This window comes from Corynebacterium aquatimens, from assembly GCF_030408395.1.
In the GTDB taxonomy this organism is placed as follows: Bacteria; Actinomycetota; Actinomycetes; order Mycobacteriales; family Mycobacteriaceae; genus Corynebacterium; species Corynebacterium aquatimens.
The window spans coordinates 2,343,562-2,360,169 of the sequence record NZ_CP046980.1; the positions used below are offsets into that span (position 1 = coordinate 2,343,562).

The 16,608-nt window shown below is 64.6% G+C and carries 12 protein-coding genes, 1 tRNA gene and 1 pseudogene; 8 read left to right on the forward strand and 6 right to left on the reverse strand.

Features of this window, described 5'->3' with window-relative positions:
• Positions 1-72: 72 nt before the first annotated feature.
• Positions 73-1,416: a UDP-glucose dehydrogenase family protein gene (locus CAQUA_RS10360; protein ID WP_196825190.1), complete on the reverse strand. Its 1,344-nt coding sequence runs from the start codon at positions 1,414-1,416 to the stop codon at positions 73-75.
• A 143-nt stretch (positions 1,417-1,559) separates the two neighbouring features.
• Between CAQUA_RS10360 and CAQUA_RS10365 the strand changes: the two genes are divergently transcribed.
• On the forward strand, positions 1,560-1,871 hold the full coding sequence (locus CAQUA_RS10365; protein ID WP_196825189.1) for a hypothetical protein: 312 nt from the start codon (positions 1,560-1,562) through the stop codon (positions 1,869-1,871).
• Between the two features lie 269 nt (positions 1,872-2,140).
• On the opposite strand, the gene dcd is transcribed toward CAQUA_RS10365, so the two are convergent.
• Entirely contained in the window at positions 2,141-2,704 is a 564-nt protein-coding gene (dcd, locus tag CAQUA_RS10370; protein WP_196825188.1) for a dCTP deaminase, read from the reverse strand.
• A gap of 113 nt (positions 2,705-2,817) precedes the next feature.
• Here dcd and CAQUA_RS10375 point away from each other — a divergent pair.
• Together CAQUA_RS10375 and CAQUA_RS10380 are read left to right on the forward strand one after the other, a co-directional pair.
• Positions 2,818-2,891 (forward strand) — tRNA-Gly (locus CAQUA_RS10375).
• Positions 2,892-2,957: 66 nt separating this feature from the next.
• Positions 2,958-3,917 carry an esterase/lipase family protein gene (locus CAQUA_RS10380; protein WP_196825187.1) on the forward strand — a complete coding sequence of 320 codons (960 nt, stop codon included), beginning with the start codon at positions 2,958-2,960 and terminating at the stop codon, positions 3,915-3,917.
• Positions 3,918-3,937: 20 nt separating this feature from the next.
• Here the strand turns inward: CAQUA_RS10380 and CAQUA_RS10385 are convergent, their stop codons facing one another.
• Positions 3,938-5,635 (reverse strand): VanW family protein, encoded by a 1,698-nt coding sequence (locus CAQUA_RS10385; RefSeq protein ID WP_196825186.1) that lies wholly within the window; start codon positions 5,633-5,635, stop codon positions 3,938-3,940.
• Positions 5,636-5,811: 176 nt separating this feature from the next.
• Between CAQUA_RS10385 and CAQUA_RS10390 the strand changes: the two genes are divergently transcribed.
• Together CAQUA_RS10390 and CAQUA_RS10395 are read left to right on the forward strand one after the other, a co-directional pair.
• Entirely contained in the window at positions 5,812-6,009 is a 198-nt protein-coding gene (locus CAQUA_RS10390; RefSeq protein WP_196825185.1) for a DUF2613 domain-containing protein, read from the forward strand.
• A 34-nt stretch (positions 6,010-6,043) separates the two neighbouring features.
• Positions 6,044-9,355 carry an alpha-(1->3)-arabinofuranosyltransferase domain-containing protein gene (locus tag CAQUA_RS10395; RefSeq protein ID WP_290178362.1) on the forward strand — a complete coding sequence of 1,104 codons (3,312 nt, stop codon included), beginning with the start codon at positions 6,044-6,046 and terminating at the stop codon, positions 9,353-9,355.
• Here CAQUA_RS10395 and CAQUA_RS10400 read toward each other — a convergent pair.
• A pseudogene (locus CAQUA_RS10400) lies at positions 9,299-10,240 on the reverse strand (acyltransferase family protein); the annotation flags it as partial. The gene CAQUA_RS10395 and the pseudogene CAQUA_RS10400 overlap by 57 nt on opposite strands.
• A 46-nt stretch (positions 10,241-10,286) precedes the next feature.
• Here CAQUA_RS10400 and CAQUA_RS10405 point away from each other — a divergent pair.
• The gene (locus CAQUA_RS10405) at positions 10,287-10,970 is read left to right on the forward strand and encodes a hypothetical protein (protein WP_196825183.1); all 684 of its coding nucleotides are present in this window, start codon (positions 10,287-10,289) and stop codon (positions 10,968-10,970) included.
• Positions 10,951-12,570 (forward strand): MmpA family trehalose lipid delivery protein, encoded by a 1,620-nt coding sequence (locus CAQUA_RS10410; protein WP_290178364.1) that lies wholly within the window; start codon positions 10,951-10,953, stop codon positions 12,568-12,570. The genes CAQUA_RS10405 and CAQUA_RS10410 overlap by 20 nt, the downstream gene beginning before the upstream one ends.
• Here CAQUA_RS10410 and CAQUA_RS10415 read toward each other — a convergent pair.
• On the reverse strand, positions 12,546-13,607 hold the full coding sequence (locus CAQUA_RS10415) for a glycosyltransferase family 4 protein (protein WP_196825182.1): 1,062 nt from the start codon (positions 13,605-13,607) through the stop codon (positions 12,546-12,548). The genes CAQUA_RS10410 and CAQUA_RS10415 overlap by 25 nt on opposite strands.
• A 98-nt stretch (positions 13,608-13,705) precedes the next feature.
• Here CAQUA_RS10415 and CAQUA_RS10420 point away from each other — a divergent pair, with 98 nt between their 5' ends.
• Positions 13,706-14,494: a class I SAM-dependent methyltransferase gene (locus CAQUA_RS10420; protein WP_196825181.1), complete on the forward strand. Its 789-nt coding sequence runs from the start codon at positions 13,706-13,708 to the stop codon at positions 14,492-14,494.
• Positions 14,495-14,655: 161 nt separating this feature from the next.
• On the opposite strand, the gene CAQUA_RS10425 is transcribed toward CAQUA_RS10420, so the two are convergent.
• A complete protein-coding gene (locus CAQUA_RS10425; RefSeq protein WP_196825180.1) occupies positions 14,656-16,470 on the reverse strand; it encodes a phosphoenolpyruvate carboxykinase (GTP) in 1,815 nt (604 codons plus the stop codon).
• Positions 16,471-16,608: the final 138 nt, after the last annotated feature.

The window sequence follows — 16,608 nt, forward strand, 5'->3', positions numbered from 1 at the left end:
AAGCGGCCCGTTCTGCCAGCTTCGGCTGGCTAAATCAGTCATGCACCCCTGGGCAGCTTTAACGCAAAGGAACTAGAGGTTCCGGCCGAGCGCCCACATGTGCCAGCCAGCGGCTTGCCATGCGTCGACGGGCAGGACGTTACGGCCGTCGATAATGCGCTTCTCGGCGACCAAGCTGCCAGCGTGGGTGGGGTCGAGCTCCTTGAATTCGCCCCATTCCGTGGCCAGGATGACCAGTTCGGCGTCCGTCAGGGCGTCGTCAAGCGAGCTGGCGTAATCCAGCGTTGGAAAGACGCGACGGGCGTTGTCCATGGCCTGCGGGTCGTAGACGCGCACCGCGGCACCGGCAAGGTTGAGCTGGCCAGCGACGGCAAGCGCGGGTGAATCGCGCACGTCGTCGGAGTTCGGCTTGAACGCCGCGCCGAGAACCGTGATGCGCTTGCCGATCAACGATCCGAGGATCTCACGCGACAGGTCAATGGCGCGCTCGCGGCGACGCATGTTGATCGCGTCGACCTCACGCAGGAAGGTCAGCGCCTGGTCAGCCCCAACCTCACCAGCACGGGCCATGAAGGCGCGGATGTCCTTGGGCAGGCAGCCGCCGCCGAAGCCAAGACCGGCGCCTAGGAACTTGCGGCCAATGCGGTCGTCGTAACCAATCGCGTCGGCAAGCTGAGTGACATCCGCGCCGACGTTTTCACACACCTCACTGACGGCGTTGATGAAAGAAATCTTCGTCGCCAGAAACGCGTTCGCGCTGACTTTGACCAGCTCCGCGGTCTGCAGGTCAGTGACGAGGAACGGGGTGTTGCTCGCCAGCGGCGTCGCGTAGACCTCGCGCGCGATGTCTTCGGCGCTGCTCTGGTTCTGCGAGCCGCGAGCATCCCGCACGCCCAACACGATGCGGTCCGGGGAGATCGTGTCCTGCACCGCGTAACCCTCGCGGAGGAACTCGGGGTTCCACGCGATCTCAACGCTCGCGCCCCTACCAGCTTCTTCGGCCAGCTGGTCCGCGCGCTCTTGCAGCGCCGCCGCCGTACCCACCGGAACCGTGGACTTGCCCAAGATGACGTGCTCGCCCTCAAGGTGCGGAACAAGACTATCGACGGCCGCCTCAACGTACGTAGTATCCGCCGCGTAACTTCCCCGCTGCTGCGGCGTACCGACGCCAATGAAATGCACATTGGCAAATTCAGCAGCTTCTTTGTAATCGGTGGTGAAGCTCAAGCGGCCGTTGGCGATATTGCGCTCTAGGACCTCGGGCAGGCCCGGCTCGTAGAACGGGACCTTGCCGCTTTTCAGGGCATCGATTTTTGCCTGGTCAACGTCAATCCCCAGGACCTCGTGGCCGAGTTCCGCCATGCACGCCGCGTGCGTTGCCCCAAGGTAGCCAGTGCCAATAACAGTCATTTTCATGCCCGCCATTATGCCGGTTATTAGCACTAAAGGCGCGGAAAACGGATACTTTAGTGCCACCGGGGGCATCCGGTGCGCGCCGCCGCACCGGCGCTACCAAGGGAGTCCGCCACCAAGGGAGTTTAGGAGCAGCCGCAACCCTTGTGCTGTTCTTCACCGTGCTGTTCCCCACCGTGCTGTTCCCCACCGTGCTGTTCCCCTGCGTGGTGGCCGCACTTGCACTCACCCGGCGCGCAGTCACAGGTCTTGTGGTGGCCGCAGGTGCACTGACCTGCAGATTCGCCACAGGTGCATGCCTCGCCGTTAGCCAGCAGGTTTTTCTTGGCTGCGTTTTCGATCGCGGAGTTCTCCGGGTTGGTCATTGTCCTCAACTCTTTCCTAGTTTCAAGGCCGATTGTTTCAGCGGTTCGGTGGGGTTAACCGGTCACGTTAACGAAAAACGTTCCCGTTATTGAAAACCTTCTGAAAACCAGACTATGCAGCCAGGCACGAAGCCGCAAGCAGAGGCCCTTGCACGCGCGAGCCACGACCGTCCTGACGATGCTGACACCACCCCGACACATAAGCCTGTCTGCACGTTTCTGACCTGCACTTTTGCAGAATGATGGGGCACGGCCTCGAGTTTGGTGTCACCATCGTCAGGATTACGCGCGGAAGCTTGGCAGTTGCCGCGCGGGGGCGGGGGCGCGGCCCCCGGCGGGGCAGGAAAACCCCGGGCAGGCCCCTAGCGGAAGTTGAGGAACGCCTTCGACGGGGTGGGGCCGCGCTGACCTTGGTATTTGGAGCCGAGTGCGCCCGAGCCATAGGGGGTTTCGGCGGGTGAAGTCATGGTGAACAGCGCGAGTTGGCCGACTTTCATCCCGGGCCATAGCGTGATAGGGAGGTTGGCCACGTTGGAGAGTTCCAGCGTGATGTGGCCACAAAAACCGGGGTCGATGAACCCGGCGGTGGAGTGGGTTAGCAGGCCGAGGCGGCCGAGGGAGCTTTTGCCCTCAAGGCGGCCAGCGAGGTCCGCCGGCAAAGTGAACGTTTCTAAGGTGCTGGCCAGCACAAACTCGCCTGGGTGGAGGACAAAGGGCTCATCGGTCCCGACCTCAACCAGGGTGGTCAGGTCCGGCATTTCTTCTTTGGGATCAATGTGCGTGTAGCGCGAGTTGTTGAACACGCGGAATAGGTTGTCCAGCCGCACATCGATTGAGCTTGGTTGAACCATGGCGGCATCGAACGGATCGATGCCCAGGCGACCGTCGTCAATAGCGGAGCGAATGTCACGATCTGAAAGCAGCACGTCTTCAAGCTTAACGGGTGTGGGAGGCGCACGAGTTGCCGGGCGTTTTCCGTGACGGAACGAGGCGGTGCTAGTGTTATTCGCGTATTGTTTGCTGCCTCACGGCAGCTGCTGCCGGCGTAGTTTAGTGGTAGAACATCAGCTTCCCAAGCTGAGAGTGCGAGTTCGATTCTCGTCGCCGGCTCCATTTTGGCCCAGGGTTTGGCTCGGGGTTTTAGCCCGCGGGGTCTCGCGGTGGGTTACTCTGCACCACATGAGACTCAGATCGGTCCGCGCGGGGATCGCGGCAGCTATAACAGCCCTCACGTTCGCTTCGAGCCCGCTCGCGCTTGCCGACGAACCCCCCACAACTACTGCCGAACCCACCACAACCACAAGCACCGACGTGCGCAGCTCGGATGCGCTGAGCTCGGTGGGACCCGGCCATTTCGCTGGTGACCTCCTGGGCCGGAAGGTGTTCAACGTGCCTGGCTGTGTGCCGTCGCCGGAGCACCCGACCCCAGTGTTGTTCGTCCACGGCACCGCGGGGAATACGGCGATGTGGCTGCCGGCGGCCCGCGCCTTGAAGAAGCGCGGGTACTGCGTCTACGGCTGGGATTACGGGAAGCTTCCTGCGCGAGAGCAGGCGCTTTTCCCCGGTTTCTATGGCTTGGCCGATATCAACGACAACGCCAAGGAGCTCGCCGCCAACGTAGAGCGGGTCAAGCAGATGACTGGCGCGAAGCAGGTCGACCTCGTCGGGCATTCCCAGGGCGGGACGCTCACCAAGAAGTACATCGCGCAGCTTGGCGGCGCGGATAGCGTTCGGCGCGTCGTGGCCGCGGGCGGTTCCTTCCACGGCACCACCATGGGTGGCATGACGGAGGTCGCTGAAAGTAAGGGAGGCCAGCAGACCCGTTCCCGCGTTCGCGCTGGTGATCAGCAGCGGTGGAACTCTGAGCACATCCGCGAGCTCAACACCTTCCCAGACACGGACCCGCGCGTGGTGTACACGTCGATTTATTCGCCTAGCGACGGTGTTGTTACCCCCTACAGCTCCTCTATGCTCGAATCGGTGGGCGGCGCCGACGTTGCAAACGTGAACGTTGAAGCCACGTGCGGAGGGTACGTCAACCACATCTTCATGCCGATGAACAGGAAGATTACGGCGATGGTGGTGTGGGGATTAGAGCGGGAGGTCGGCGACCACGCTCCGAAGGGGTGCCGGTTCTAAGGCAACCGGCCCAAAGCCCACTACCCGCAGCGAACGATCGGCTGCGGATCGTAGACCGTCGTGACTTGCTCGCGTTTGAGCTCCCGCCCGCCAAGGTCAGAAATGATGCGCGTGTCTGAGGTGGTAAACCCCGGCGCGCCGCCGCCCGGCACGCAGCCTGGTCCGCTCACGACCTGTGGTGATGGCGCGGTTTCGGCCCAGCGCCCGCCGTTGACCGACTCGACCTTGTAGGTCCGCGTGCCTTTCAACCGCACGGTGATTTCCCCGCCGCCGAAGGAGGTCTCAATCCGCACCGGGTGGGGCGAATCGTTGCGGATCTTCAGGTCGATGGCCCCTTCGTACACGGTGGCCTCGCGCCCGGCGGGGTACCGGGAGATGTAATAGGAGTGCGGCGTGTGCTCGATGTCGGTCATGCCCGCGAAATAGGAGGCGTTGTACAAGGTCGTCGCAAATTGGCTGATGCCGCCGCCGACGGCGCGTCCGGCGTGGCCGTCGATAATAATGCCCGACTCCACGTAGCCTTGCGCTGCACCGCGCGGACCCGTGTAGCCGTTAAGCGAAAACGTCTCACCGGGGCTCACGTACGCGCCGTTGACCTGAGCGGCCACAAGTTCAATGTTGCGCCCAGACGCGGTCTCAAACCCGCCGGTGGTGAACTCGCCAACCACGTCATCGAAGGTTGCCTTGCGCGCATCCGCATCCGTAAATGTCGCCGGCACGGGCTTGTACACCGCGTCCCATTCGCGCGGCTCCTCGCCGAATACTCGGCCCTCGAGCCCGGCCAAAGAGTCGCCCCACTCAATCTTGATCCCGTCTTTGTGGGGCGTGATGTCGCCTGCCGCGTTGATCCGCGCGTTGACCATCTCGTGCACGGTCGGTGCAAGCTGCTCCCCGAAGATCGCACCCGTGCGCTTGTAATCAACTTTCGGCACGATCGCGCCGTCGACGCCTGGGAAGCTCACGACTTCGCCGAGCCGCTCCACCGGGATCACCGCGTTCACATCGTCGCGGCCGTTGAGCTTCAGCGGCCCAGCCAGCGCCGCTTTCACCGGCCCGTCCAGCGCTGCCTTGATCGCGGCATCGTTGATCTTCGGCTCCACGTCGGCCGGCTCAAGCGTGATCCCCTCGGGGTTCAGCCATTCCGTGGGCACAACGTCCGTTAACTGCGAAAGCTCGACCTTCTGCCCCAGCACGGGGTCCTTCACGTCGGCTTTTCCCTTGTTCACGGAAATGGTGCCGTCGATAGGCGAGACGAAAAGATCCTGCGTCACGCGCTCCATCGCTGGCTCCATGTGCCCAGGGTCAACCGTGGAGATAATGTCTGCCTCGCGCTTGCGAAAAAGCCCCGCGACCCGCACAAACGGGTTGTAGCTCTCGGTGCCCACGCGCTCGATCGTCGCGTCCCAATCCACGCCGAGCCCCGCCTTCGACGGCACAAACTCCGCGGTCTTGTCCCCCGCCGCCACGGTCACGGGCTTGTTTTCAACGCCGCCAAGCTCACGGGAAAGCTTATCGACGGCCTCCCCAGGCACCATTCCCCCCACCGCGACGCCGCCGACGTACGTACCGCGCGGAGTTTTGCCCTTGTTGAGCGCAACGTCGGCGAGGTACACAGCGAACAGCAGGAGCAGCAGGCTGGCGACAATCCAGACCGCGAACCTCGCGCTGGTGCGAAGCCCGCGGGCGCGCTGGGCTCCAAGCTCTGGATCGTGAGTCATACAGCGCCACAATAGCGCGTTTACGCAGGCCGCCCCAAGGCCAGCGCCGGTGGGATCCGTGAAAACGTTTGCTCCCGCGCCCGTCCCACGCGCCGCAATCACCGTGTTTCCCCAGGTCGAGGGTTGGTTGAAGTGTCACTAAGTGAAACGTTTTCACTGTGTTAGCATGAATGTCCATGACGCACCGCCACGCCTCGATTCAGCGCCGCGCACTCGGCCCCGTCGTGGCCAGCGCCGTGACCGGCACCGTGCTGGGCATCGTCGCTGTCGTGGGGATCGCGGCGTTCAGCGGACAGAACCAGGTGCCGGAGGGCAACGCGGTGCCTGCGGACCAGGCGGTTCTGGGTGGCCCTGAGTACGGTTCGCGCCGCTAAGCCCGCCCTCCCCTTAGGCCTCCAGCCCCACCTGGTGGGCTGGATTTTCCTCACGCTGCTTGCGTTCCTGCAAGCCCCCGGGCGCACGGCCGCGGATACTAAGTTTGACCTCACGGCCAATCCCGCGGGTTTCCTTGGCCAGGCCACCCACGCCTACACCGATGCCTTCACGTTCGGGCAACTGCAAAACCAGGCCTACGGGTATCTCTTCCCCCAAGGGCTATTCTTTCTGCTCACCGACCCTGTGCCGGACTGGGTCGCCCAGCGTTTGTGGTGGTCCCTACTTTTAAGCATCGCTTTTTCGGGCACCTTCATCCTTGCCCAGCGTTTCGGTCTGCGCGGCCCAGCCGCCTTCATCCCGGCCCTGCTGTACGCGCTCAGCCCCCGCATCCTCACCACGCTGACAGCCATTAGCTCCGAGGCCTGGCCCGTCGCCTTAGTCCCCTGGACCCTCATTCCGCTTTTCGCCCACCGCCTGCGCGCACACCACATCGCCGCCTCACTGATCCCCATTGCCCTGATGGGCGCAGTCAACGCCGCCGCCACGATGATGGCTTGTCTGCCCGCCGCGCTACTGCTGGTGTACCGCCACGCTTGGCGCCCGCTCCTCGGCTGGCTCGCCGGATGCGCCCTGGTCAGCGCGTGGTGGATCGGCCCGCTACTCATCCTCGGCCGTTACTCACCCCCATTTCTAGATTTCATCGAATCCGCCTTTGTCACCACCCGCTGGCTCAACGCCGCCGAAATTCTGCGCGGCACCATGTCATGGGCCCCCTTCGTCGACACCGAACGCGTAGCCGGCCACTTGCTCGTCACCGAGCCCGTCTTCATCCTGGCCACGCTCGCTGTTGCGGCTGTTGGGTTCGCTGGGTTGTCGTCGTCAAGCATGCCCATGCGCGGTTACCTCGTGCTCCTGCTGTGCGTGGGGCTGATTCTTCTGTGCGCCACGCCGCATTCGCTTCTCGACGGCCCCCTCGCCCCCTTCCGGAACCTCCACAAACTGGATCCGATGGTGCGGCTTCCGCTGGTTCTCGGCGTCGGTGCGGCGCTGAGCCGTGCGACACGACCGACGTGGGTAGCTGTTGTCCTGGTGGCCGTGATTGCCACGGCACCCGCGTGGACCCTGCGTCTGGCACCCCTCGGGACTTGGGATGACATCCCGGATGGGTGGCGCGCAGCCGCCAGCGCGATGGACACCCGCGCCGCCGGAACGCGCACGCTCATCGTGCCCGAGGCCTCCTTTGTGCGCCAGGACTGGGGCTGGCCCCGAGACGAACCTATCCAGGCCCTAAGCCACGCGAACTTTGCCACCCGCGACGCAATCCCCCTGGTCGATCCGGAAGCCATCCGCGGACTCGACGGCCTCATGGCCGTCTATCACGCTTCCGAATCCGCAGGCTCTGCTGGCCCTTCTCCTACTGGCCCTGCCCCTACCAGCCTTGACTTCCACGAAGCCACACGCGGCTTCGGCATCGGCGCCGTCCTTGACCGCGCGGGTGCCCCTATCCGCGGCGGCGCCGCCCTCGACGTGTTTGACCCGCAGCGCGACATGATGATCACGGACCGGCTCCTCACCGTCGCCGGCGGCGGCGAGGTGCTCCCTCTCCTCGACGCCCACTTCGGATTCACACCCCGAACCCTCCTTGGCGCCAGCACTAGCCCTGCGGCGCGCCCCGACATCGTCACCGACACGCCCGCCCTGCTCACACGCAATTACGGCACGCTGGCCGGCCCCGTCTCCGCGCACCTTCCCGGCTCACCCTCCGCCAGCGAGGGCGGCGAGATCCACAACCACCTAACCGACTACCCCTCCGCCGGCACCCGCGTCGCCGTCGACGAAACCGGCGGCACCATCCGCGCGTCCTCCTCGGCTGCGGACGCAACGGCCTTCGGCGGCGCCGACCCCTCACGCTCCGTCACCGCCGCCGTCGATGGCCTCACCGACACCGCATGGTTCCCCGCCCCCGGCGACCCCGGCTGGATCGAGGTCACCTCCCCCGCCCGCACCGCCACACTCACAACTACAGCCGACACAGAACTCACCCTCACCAGCGGCGACACCACCCGCACGGTGGCGGTGCGAAAGGGCGTGGCAACGACCGTCGATAAGCCTGGTGCTACCTTGCGCATCGCGCTAAGCAGCGCGAGCGGCATCGCGGAGATCGACGCGGGCGTGCGCCGCATCGTCACCGTCCCCGGCGTTGGCGATAACTACTTTTTCCAACGCCTCGCGCCGCCGACCGACGTCCTGCGCCGCGCATTTACCACCGACCGCGACGCCACGTTTGAGCTTTCCGCGCCTTCGCTTATCGACAGCCGCCGCCACCAACCCGGCCCCATCCACCTCAAACCCGGCCGCCACGAGATCGTGACCGACGCCAAGGTCGTTTCCCTGACCAGCACGATTCCGCCAGCTCCTGCTTCCCCAACCCCTGCTTCCCCAATCCCCGGAACACCACACACGATGCCCCACTGGGCCCCCATGACCGGCGCCGTAACGCCCGCCGACCATGACCGAACGATCCTTTCCACCCGAGCGTTCAACGTTGGTCTGCGCGCCGAACTCCGCCCGCTCCCCGGCACCTCGCTTCCTGGCTCGTTGGACCCCAGCACCCCGCTCCACCCCGTACGCGTCGGCGCTGGTCAGCAAGGTTTCATTGTTCCGGCAGGCGCTGGCGGAACCTTCACGATGACATTCGTGGCGGACACGGCGTACCGGGCATCCTTATTGATCGGTGGCGCACTCAGCCTGCTCACTGTGGCGTTGTGCCTTTGGATTCAGCCCGCCCGCCGGCGCTCCACGCGCGAAACATCGCTGGTGGCAGACCACGCACCTCAACACATCACACCAGTGGCTCTGCTCATCGCGCCTGCGGCAGCCTCGGTCGCTGTCGCGGGGTGGGCTGGTGCACTCGTTTTCGGTATTGGCCTCGCGATTCGCCGGTTCACGTTGATTCCGGGGTGGGTGTTGGCGGTGTCGTCGATAGGCATGATGGCTCTATGGCTAGCCAGGGCGCCGTGGCCAAGCGCCAACTACGCAGGCGATTCGCCGCTGATCGCGCTGGCCGGGGCTCTGGCGCTGGCGGGGTTAGTATACTTCGATGCATTTTCACCGATTCCCGATAACGTTCCCGCAGGTCACAAGCCCGCGCCCAGGGGCCGAGATCATCGAAGTATACTACCTCCGCGCGATGCGCGCCGCGGGTTTCTCGACCCAGTGGTAACTCACGTACGCCACGGCAACGGACACCGCCACGGTGAACACCAAAACCGGCACAAAACCCCCGCTGAACAGCTCAATCCCAAGCACCGGAAACGCCATCGCAAGGACCGCAACGTGCCATAAAAAGATGGAGTAACTCCACCGCCCAAGGGCGCGCATCCATGGGTGCGCCAGAAGGCTCTGGCCCGGCCACAGCGCGTACGGCGCCACCCAGCAGGCCGCAAACAACGCGCCGAGCAGGATGCGCACGTTGAACTCGCTTGCCGACGGATGCGTCAACCCCGCCGGCCCCACCACCCCAGAAAACCATGCAATACCCATACTGAGCAGGGGCAACACCCACCGCGGAAAGGGCCTGTCCGCAATCCGCGGCCGCGGAACCGTGCCCTCACACAGGGCGCACACAAGCCCCACGGCAAACCACGGCGCGTACGAGATCGGCCAGATCTGCAGGTTGATCCACGGGCTTAAACCCGCCCCAAACGGCGCCCCCGGCAGCCCGGCAACAGCACCACCTAGCCACGACCCCCACGCATCCAGCGGCAGCCACGGCCAGGCGAGCGAACCCACAACAAAAACGCTCACAGCCACGGCGCGCCCACCCCGCCCCAGCGCCAGATATAACGGCAACACCAGGTAAAACGCGACTTCGACGCAGAGGGACCAGAGGTGGGTCAGGCCGTCGATAAGCGAGTGCGGCACGTAGATCTGAGTGAGCGTAAGATTCGCAGCGACCTGCCCCCAGCGAAGCCCTGCGAGCTGCGGCAACGCGGCCATGACTACCGTGACGCAGACGAGGTACGCCGGCGCGATGCGCGCGAAACGCCGCCGCCAATAACTGCGGTGCGTGCCGCGTGCCAGCAAAAACGCGCTCAACGCGAAGAACACGGCGACGAAAAAGTCGAAGCGCTCGAGCAGCGGCGAGTACGTGCCAGTCTGGAACGCGACGTGCGTGATCACGATGCCCAGCGCCGCGACCGCGCGCAGGCCCTCAAGTTCCGGCAGCATGTTGCTAGTGTTTTGTGCAGTAATAGCTTGAGTCTAAAGGAGAGCCATGAGGTGGTGCGCGGCCGTCTTCGCCCTCGCGGTCATTCTGGGTAATTTCCTCGCGCCGCCCATCATCGGCTCGCTCAAGCCGCTGGACCCCGGCACGGTGGATCTGCGGTGGACGTCGGGCATCGATGAGCACATCACGCTTATCGACGCCCCCAAGAACGCCTCTCCGCCCCTCGGCACCGTTGAGACCTCTTTTAGCGGCGCCGATTCCAGCGGCGCAGACTCCCGCAGAACCGACTCCCGCAAAGTGGATATTGACAACGCCACCGGCCCCGACGGCCAAGTGTTCTTCTTTCCCTTCGAACCGCAGCGCCGCAGCGTGAAGTATTGGGATGCGTACGGTCAGGTCACGGGCGTTCTTGATTACGTGGGGCCGGGCGAGGGGCAGCCGATGTCTTCGCCAGTGACATACATTTTTTCCGGTGATTTCGCCCGCGATGGTTACGCTGCCTCGCGCACGGTGGAGGTCGACGCGAAAACTGGGCGCGTAGTGGACATGACCTGGGAACATGACGGGATCACGGACCAGCTCGATGAGGAAACACGAAACGCGTTGGCTGCCCCGATTCAGCGCGAGCATCAGCTGCTTAAGGCCCTGCAAATCTTTGCGCTGTCGATGCGGCTGGTGGCGGCGATCGCACTCATCTGCGGAGTAGTGCTTGGTGTCCGCCGCTACCGCTAGCCCAGCACCGCCCGCGCCGAGCATTAAACCGCCGTGGGTGGTGGGCCTGTTGTGGGCCTGGGCAGTGTTCCTCATTGGGAGCCTGACCTGGCCGTTCTTCCTGGTTTTTGCCCCGCACAGTGCCTCTCACGGCGCCCCTCACGGCGCCCCGCTGGGAGCCCCCGAAGACTCTGTCTGGGCACTGGCACTGCGGGATATGGTGGTGCTTCCGGACCAGTTCCTGACCCACGCATCTCTTGGTTTCGGGGACCTCCCCGCGCGTAATGCACCCCAGGACGCTTTCCTCGCGGTCCTGCCGTTTCCGGCGACGTGGGCGGTGTGCGTCTTGATGGTCGCCGCCGCGTCGGGTGCCGCCTGGGCTGGGTACCGCCTCGGCAGCACCCCGTTTTCGCAGGCAGCAGCGATGACGGTCGCGGTGTGGAACCCATTTGTCGTCGAGCGTCTGCTCCAGGGCCAGTGGTCCCTCGTGATCGCGGCGTGGCTTATTCCCCTCATCGCGTCTGCCCGTGGCCCGCTCCAGCTCCTAGCAATCTGGCTGGCCTCTCTCACCCCGACCGGTTCACTGCTGGCGCTGGCCACCGCCCTCACTACCGCAAGGTCACGGCGCTGGTCAGCCCCGGTTTTCGCGCTCCTCACCACGTTGCCATGGCTCGTCCCGGCCCTCCTCAACCCCGGTTCCGGCACCGCCTCCGAGGCTTCAGCGGACGTGTTCGGGCCGCGCGCGGAGGGATTCGTTGGCACGCTTGGTGCGTTGCTGGGCCTGGGCGGGATGTGGAATGCGGATGCGCAGCCGCCGTCGAGAAGCATTGGCTTCGCTATTTTTGGCGTGCTGTTGTGTGGTCTGTTGGCGCTGGCGTGGCGGCGCGTGCCTCGGGCGTTTCTGGTGCTCGCCGCGATCGGCTTTGCAGTTCCCCTCCTGTCGTGGACAGGCGCGTTGACCTGGTCAATCGCGCACGTTCCGGGGTTCGGGTTGCTACGCGATTCGCAGAAGTTCGTGGCCCTCGCCCTCCCCGCGTTCGTGAGCGCCGCGGGGGCACTGCGGCCGCGATTGGCTACAGCGGCGCTCGCCTGCGCACTCCTCCAAGTCCCTGACGCGCCCCTCGTCCTCACGCAGCTTGAACCGCAGCCGATCACTGTGCCCGCAGTCGACCACCGCGGCCGCGACGTCATGCTCTACGAGCGCTTTTACCTGCAGGTTCGCCCAGACGGCCACCCCATCGTGGACCCAGCAACCAAAGCCATGAACGTCGTCGAATCGGGCGAATTGCTTGTCGACGGCACCCTCACCGACCCCCCTGCACCCCGCCTCGCCAAGGCGCACGAGATTGTGAGCCAGGACCTCGAGGCAAACCCCTTAACCCCAAGCACCGCCGCGAAAGACAAGCTCGCCGCCCTGGAAATTGGACTGGTCGTCTTGCCTGGTGATCCGACCCCCACGGTCATCGACACCGGCGCGCCCGCCCGGCGACCCGAACCGATCGGGCTGGCCCTTCTCTTCTTGTGGTTGCTACTGCCCATCGTGCCGCTGGCCCTCGCAGCCACCCGCCGCCTGCCACGGGCCTCCCGCCGCGGCTATCAGGCAGACAGATCAGAAAGGTAGGCCTCAAAGGCACGGCCGGTCTCGTCCCAGCTGTACTGGGCGGCACGTTCCTGCGCGGCAGCACCGAGGCGATCGCGTAGGTGGCGGTCCCGGATCAGTGCCTGGGTGGCGTCGATAAGTTCGGTGCGGGAGTCAACCAGTAGTCCTGTGACCTGATCGTTGATCGAATCGCGGAGGCCGCCGGCGGCGCGGTAACCGATCGTCGGCACGCTATGTTGCGCGGCCTCCAGCACCGCGATCCCCCACCCTTCTTTGAGCGACGGCATGAGCTGCGCATAGGCGCGCGAGAGCAGCGCATGCTTGAGGCTGTCGCTCACGTGGCCATGGAAAACCACGCGCTCGCCCAGGTCAGACGCGTAAGAACGCAGCTGGTCCTCCCACCACCCAGAGCCGATGATGTCCAGAACCACATCCGCCGTGTCGGCCAGAGACCGCACGACGTCGATGGCGTGCTCGATCTGCTTGTGCGGCACTAGGCGCGACAGGGTGACCAGATGGATCCGGCCGTCGTCGGGCAAAACAGGAAAATCAGGCACCGGGTCAAGGCCGTTGGCAATGATCGTCGCCCCCGCACCGAGTTCCGCGAGGTCAGCGGCGGATGCCTCCGACACCGTCACGTAGTGCGGGTACACACGCGGCGCCACGCGCGACTCCAAAAACCACCCCAGCCGCCCGATCCACGGACCAGCGACCGGCCATTGGCTGCGGTGGCAGTGGTGCGTCAGCGCCACCACGGGCCGCCGCGTGTACAACTTCGCAAAAAAGGGCACGCCATTTTGCGTATCCACAATCACATCCGGCCTATTCCGCCACACGGCGAACGGGGCTCGCAGGTACACCGAATACTTGCCGCCGGCGCGTTCGTAGCGGATGCCGTCGCGAAGCGAGCGACGCGACGCGTCAGTGTGAAGCGACGTGCGATAAATGACCTCGTGGCCACGCGCGGCCAGGTACTCCCCGACGCGCTCGAGGTAGCGTTCCGACCCGCCGCCCTGGGGGTGAGTAGAGTCCCGCCAGCACAAAAGCAGAATTTTCATGAGCCGAGCGCCACACAGCTTCCCCCAGGCATTTTTCCTGGCATAGTCATGGGACACGATTGTAGCCGGGGCATTGCGCGCTCTGTAAGGTCCAACGCATGAAGAACACGAGACGCCTGGCTACTTTCGCGCGCTCGTGGAGGCTGCTGCGCTCATTTCGCCACGAGCAGACGCGCCCGGACATCTTTTACTCCGGCCTCGCTCATGACACAAGCATGCTTATCGACGCGTTGTGGCGCGACCTCGCGCGCCCCAACGAAGACCTGACGGGGAAGTCTGTGCTGGACGTTGGGGGTGGTCCGGGGTACTTCGCCAAGGAATTTGAGCGGTTGGGGGCATGGTATGTCGGGGTGGAGCCGTCGGTAAGCGAGATGGCTGCGGCTGGCTTGAGCGGCTATGGCGCGCTGCGCGGCGAGGGCGAGGCTCTGCCGATCCGCGATAACGCGTTTGACGTGGTGTTTTCTTCAAACGTCGCGGAGCATATCGCCGACTGGCGGGCGATGGGGGCTGAGATGCTGCGCGTTGTGAAGCCGGGTGGACTCGTGGTGATGAGTTACACCGTGTGGCTGGGCCCGTTCGGCGGGCACGAGACCGGGCTGTGGCAGCACTACATCGGCGGCGAGTACGCGCGGCGGCGCTACCAGCGGGTTCACGGGCATCCGCCGAAGAACGTGTGGGGCACCTCGCTGTTCGCGGTGAGCGCGCGCGAGGGCCTTGAGTGGGCCCGCGCTGTTGCTGGCCCAGCCCCCAGCGCAGCCAGCACCCCGGCTGTCTCAGCATGGCGCGCATTCCCGCGCTATCACCCCTGGTGGGCGTGGTGGGTCACCAAGGTCCCCGTGCTTCGCGAGTTCGCGGTGTCAAACTTAGTCATAGTCCTGAAGGCATAACTATACTTCGATGATCCATAAGGAACCCCGCAACCTTCTACCCTGCGGAAACCTTATTAGAAAAATCGCATACTGCATCGAAGTATACTTTCTCGACCAAAAAAGCGGCCCGTAAGGGGCCGCTTTAGGCGAGGGGCCAGCTCTGAGGGGCCGCTTTAGGGTTAGAGCTGGGCCTTGGTCTTGGCCAGTTCGTCGAAGATCTCGCCTGGGACGCGGTCGCCCAGGGTCTTCAGGTACTCCTCGCCCTCGGTGAGGTCGTTGTCCCACTTCTCGGGGTCGGCGTCAAGCGCTTCCTTGATGTCCTCGAGCGGGGTGTCCAAACCTTCGAGGTCCAGGTCCTCGGCGCGGGCGGTGAGACCTGCGGCGGTCGGCTCGGCCTCAACGCGGCCCTCGATGCGGTCAACGATCCACTTCAGAACGCGGGAGTTCTCGCCGAAGCCCGGCCACAGGAAGCGGCCGTCGGTGCCGCGGCGGAACCAGTTGACCAGGAAGATCGCGGGCAGTTTGTCGCCGCCCTTGTTGCCCATGTCGATCCAGTTCTGGAAGTAGTCACCCACGTTGTAGCCGATGAACGGCAGCATCGCCATCGGGTCGTGGCGCAGGGAGCCGACCTTGGCTTCTAGGGACGCAGCGGTCTGGCCGGAGGACAGCAGGGATCCGATCATGGTTCCGTGGTTCCAGTCGCGTGCCTGGGAAACCAGCGGAACGGTGTCCGGGCGGCGGCCACCGAACAGGATCGCGTCGACCTTAACGCCCCTCCAGTCGTCGAATTCCTCGGCCGCGGATGGGCACTGGGAGATTGCAACGCAGTAGCGGGAGTTCGGGTGAGCTGCAACTTCGCCGGATTCCGGCGTCCAGTCGTTGCCGCGCCAGTCAATGAGGTGCTCCGGCACGTCACCGTCCATGCCCTCCCACCAGACGTCACCGTCATCGGTGAGGGCGACGTTGGTGAACAAGGTGTTACCCGGCTCCATGGTTTCCATGGCGATCGGGTTGGAGGCGTAGTTCGTGCCCGGCGCGACACCGAAAAAGCCGTTTTCGGGGTTCACGGCGTACAGCCCGTCGTCACGAAGCTTGAGCCACGCGATGTCGTCGCCCACGACCTCGGACTTCCAGCCAGGCACCGTCGGGGTGATCATGGCCAGGTTGGTCTTGCCACATGCGGACGGGAATGCCGCGGTCATGTGGTAGTTCTTGCCCTCCGGGCTGATCAGCTTGAGGATCAGCATGTGCTCTGCCATCCAGCCTTCCTCGCGCGCCATGACGGACGCGATGCGCAGGGCGTAGCACTTCTTTGCCAGGATGGCGTTGCCGCCGTAGCCGGATCCGTAGGACCAGATCTCCTTGGTCTCCGGGAACTGGGAAATGTACTTGGTGTCGTTGCACGGCCATGCAACGTCTTCCTCACCCGGCTCCAGCGGAGCGCCGACGGAGTGGAGGCAGTGCACGAAGTCACCGTCGGGGCCAATCTTGTCCAGCGCCTCCTGGCCCATGCGGGTCATGATGCGCATGGACAGCACAACGTACTCGGAGTCGGTGAGCTGCACGCCCAGCTTCGGGTCCGGGTCGCCCAAGGGGCCCATGCAGAACGGCACAACGTACATGGTGCGGCCCTTCATGGAGCCACGGAAGTGCTCACGCATTTCCGCCTTGAGCTCCTCCGGGTCGACCCAGTTGTTGGTCGGGCCAGCGCCGTCCTCAGTCGGGGTGGAAATAAAGGTGCGGGATTCCACACGCGCCACGTCCGACGGGTGGGAACGCGCCAGGAAGCTGTTCGGACGCTTCTCCGGGTTGAGCTTGATCAGCGTGCCCTTTTCCACGAGTTCGGTGGTCAGGCGGTCCCATTCCTCATCGGAGCCGTCCGCGAACACGACACGTTCCGGCTGGAACAGATCCACTGCCTCATTAATCCAGGCAATCAGCTGTTCGTTCTCGGTGGGGGCGGTGCCTTGAAGACCCTTCACTGCAGTGGCCATTAGTTCTCCTCTTGGGTTGGCTCGGTACGCAACTTTTTGTTAACCCCAGCGTATCGGAGTCTCAGCCATACCGCGAACACACCCAATGTATGCATTCACGCCCGCTCGAAGTTCCGCTTCACTACCCCCGTTCACGCC

What these genes read in the sequence shown, in the direction of transcription:
- CAQUA_RS10360 (WP_196825190.1), bottom strand. Translation starts at nt 1,416, where the DNA reads ATGAAAATGACTGTTATTGGCACTGGCTACCTTGGGGCAACGCACGCG.
- CAQUA_RS10380 (WP_196825187.1), top strand. Translation starts at nt 2,958, where the DNA reads ATGAGACTCAGATCGGTCCGCGCGGGGATCGCGGCAGCTATAACAGCC.
- CAQUA_RS10385 (WP_196825186.1), bottom strand. Translation starts at nt 5,635, where the DNA reads ATGACTCACGATCCAGAGCTTGGAGCCCAGCGCGCCCGCGGGCTTCGC.
- CAQUA_RS10390 (WP_196825185.1), top strand. Translation starts at nt 5,812, where the DNA reads ATGACGCACCGCCACGCCTCGATTCAGCGCCGCGCACTCGGCCCCGTC.
- CAQUA_RS10405 (WP_196825183.1), top strand. Translation starts at nt 10,287, where the DNA reads ATGAGGTGGTGCGCGGCCGTCTTCGCCCTCGCGGTCATTCTGGGTAAT.
- CAQUA_RS10415 (WP_196825182.1), bottom strand. Translation starts at nt 13,607, where the DNA reads ATGAAAATTCTGCTTTTGTGCTGGCGGGACTCTACTCACCCCCAGGGC.
- CAQUA_RS10420 (WP_196825181.1), top strand. Translation starts at nt 13,706, where the DNA reads ATGAAGAACACGAGACGCCTGGCTACTTTCGCGCGCTCGTGGAGGCTG.
- CAQUA_RS10425 (WP_196825180.1), bottom strand. Translation starts at nt 16,470, where the DNA reads ATGGCCACTGCAGTGAAGGGTCTTCAAGGCACCGCCCCCACCGAGAAC.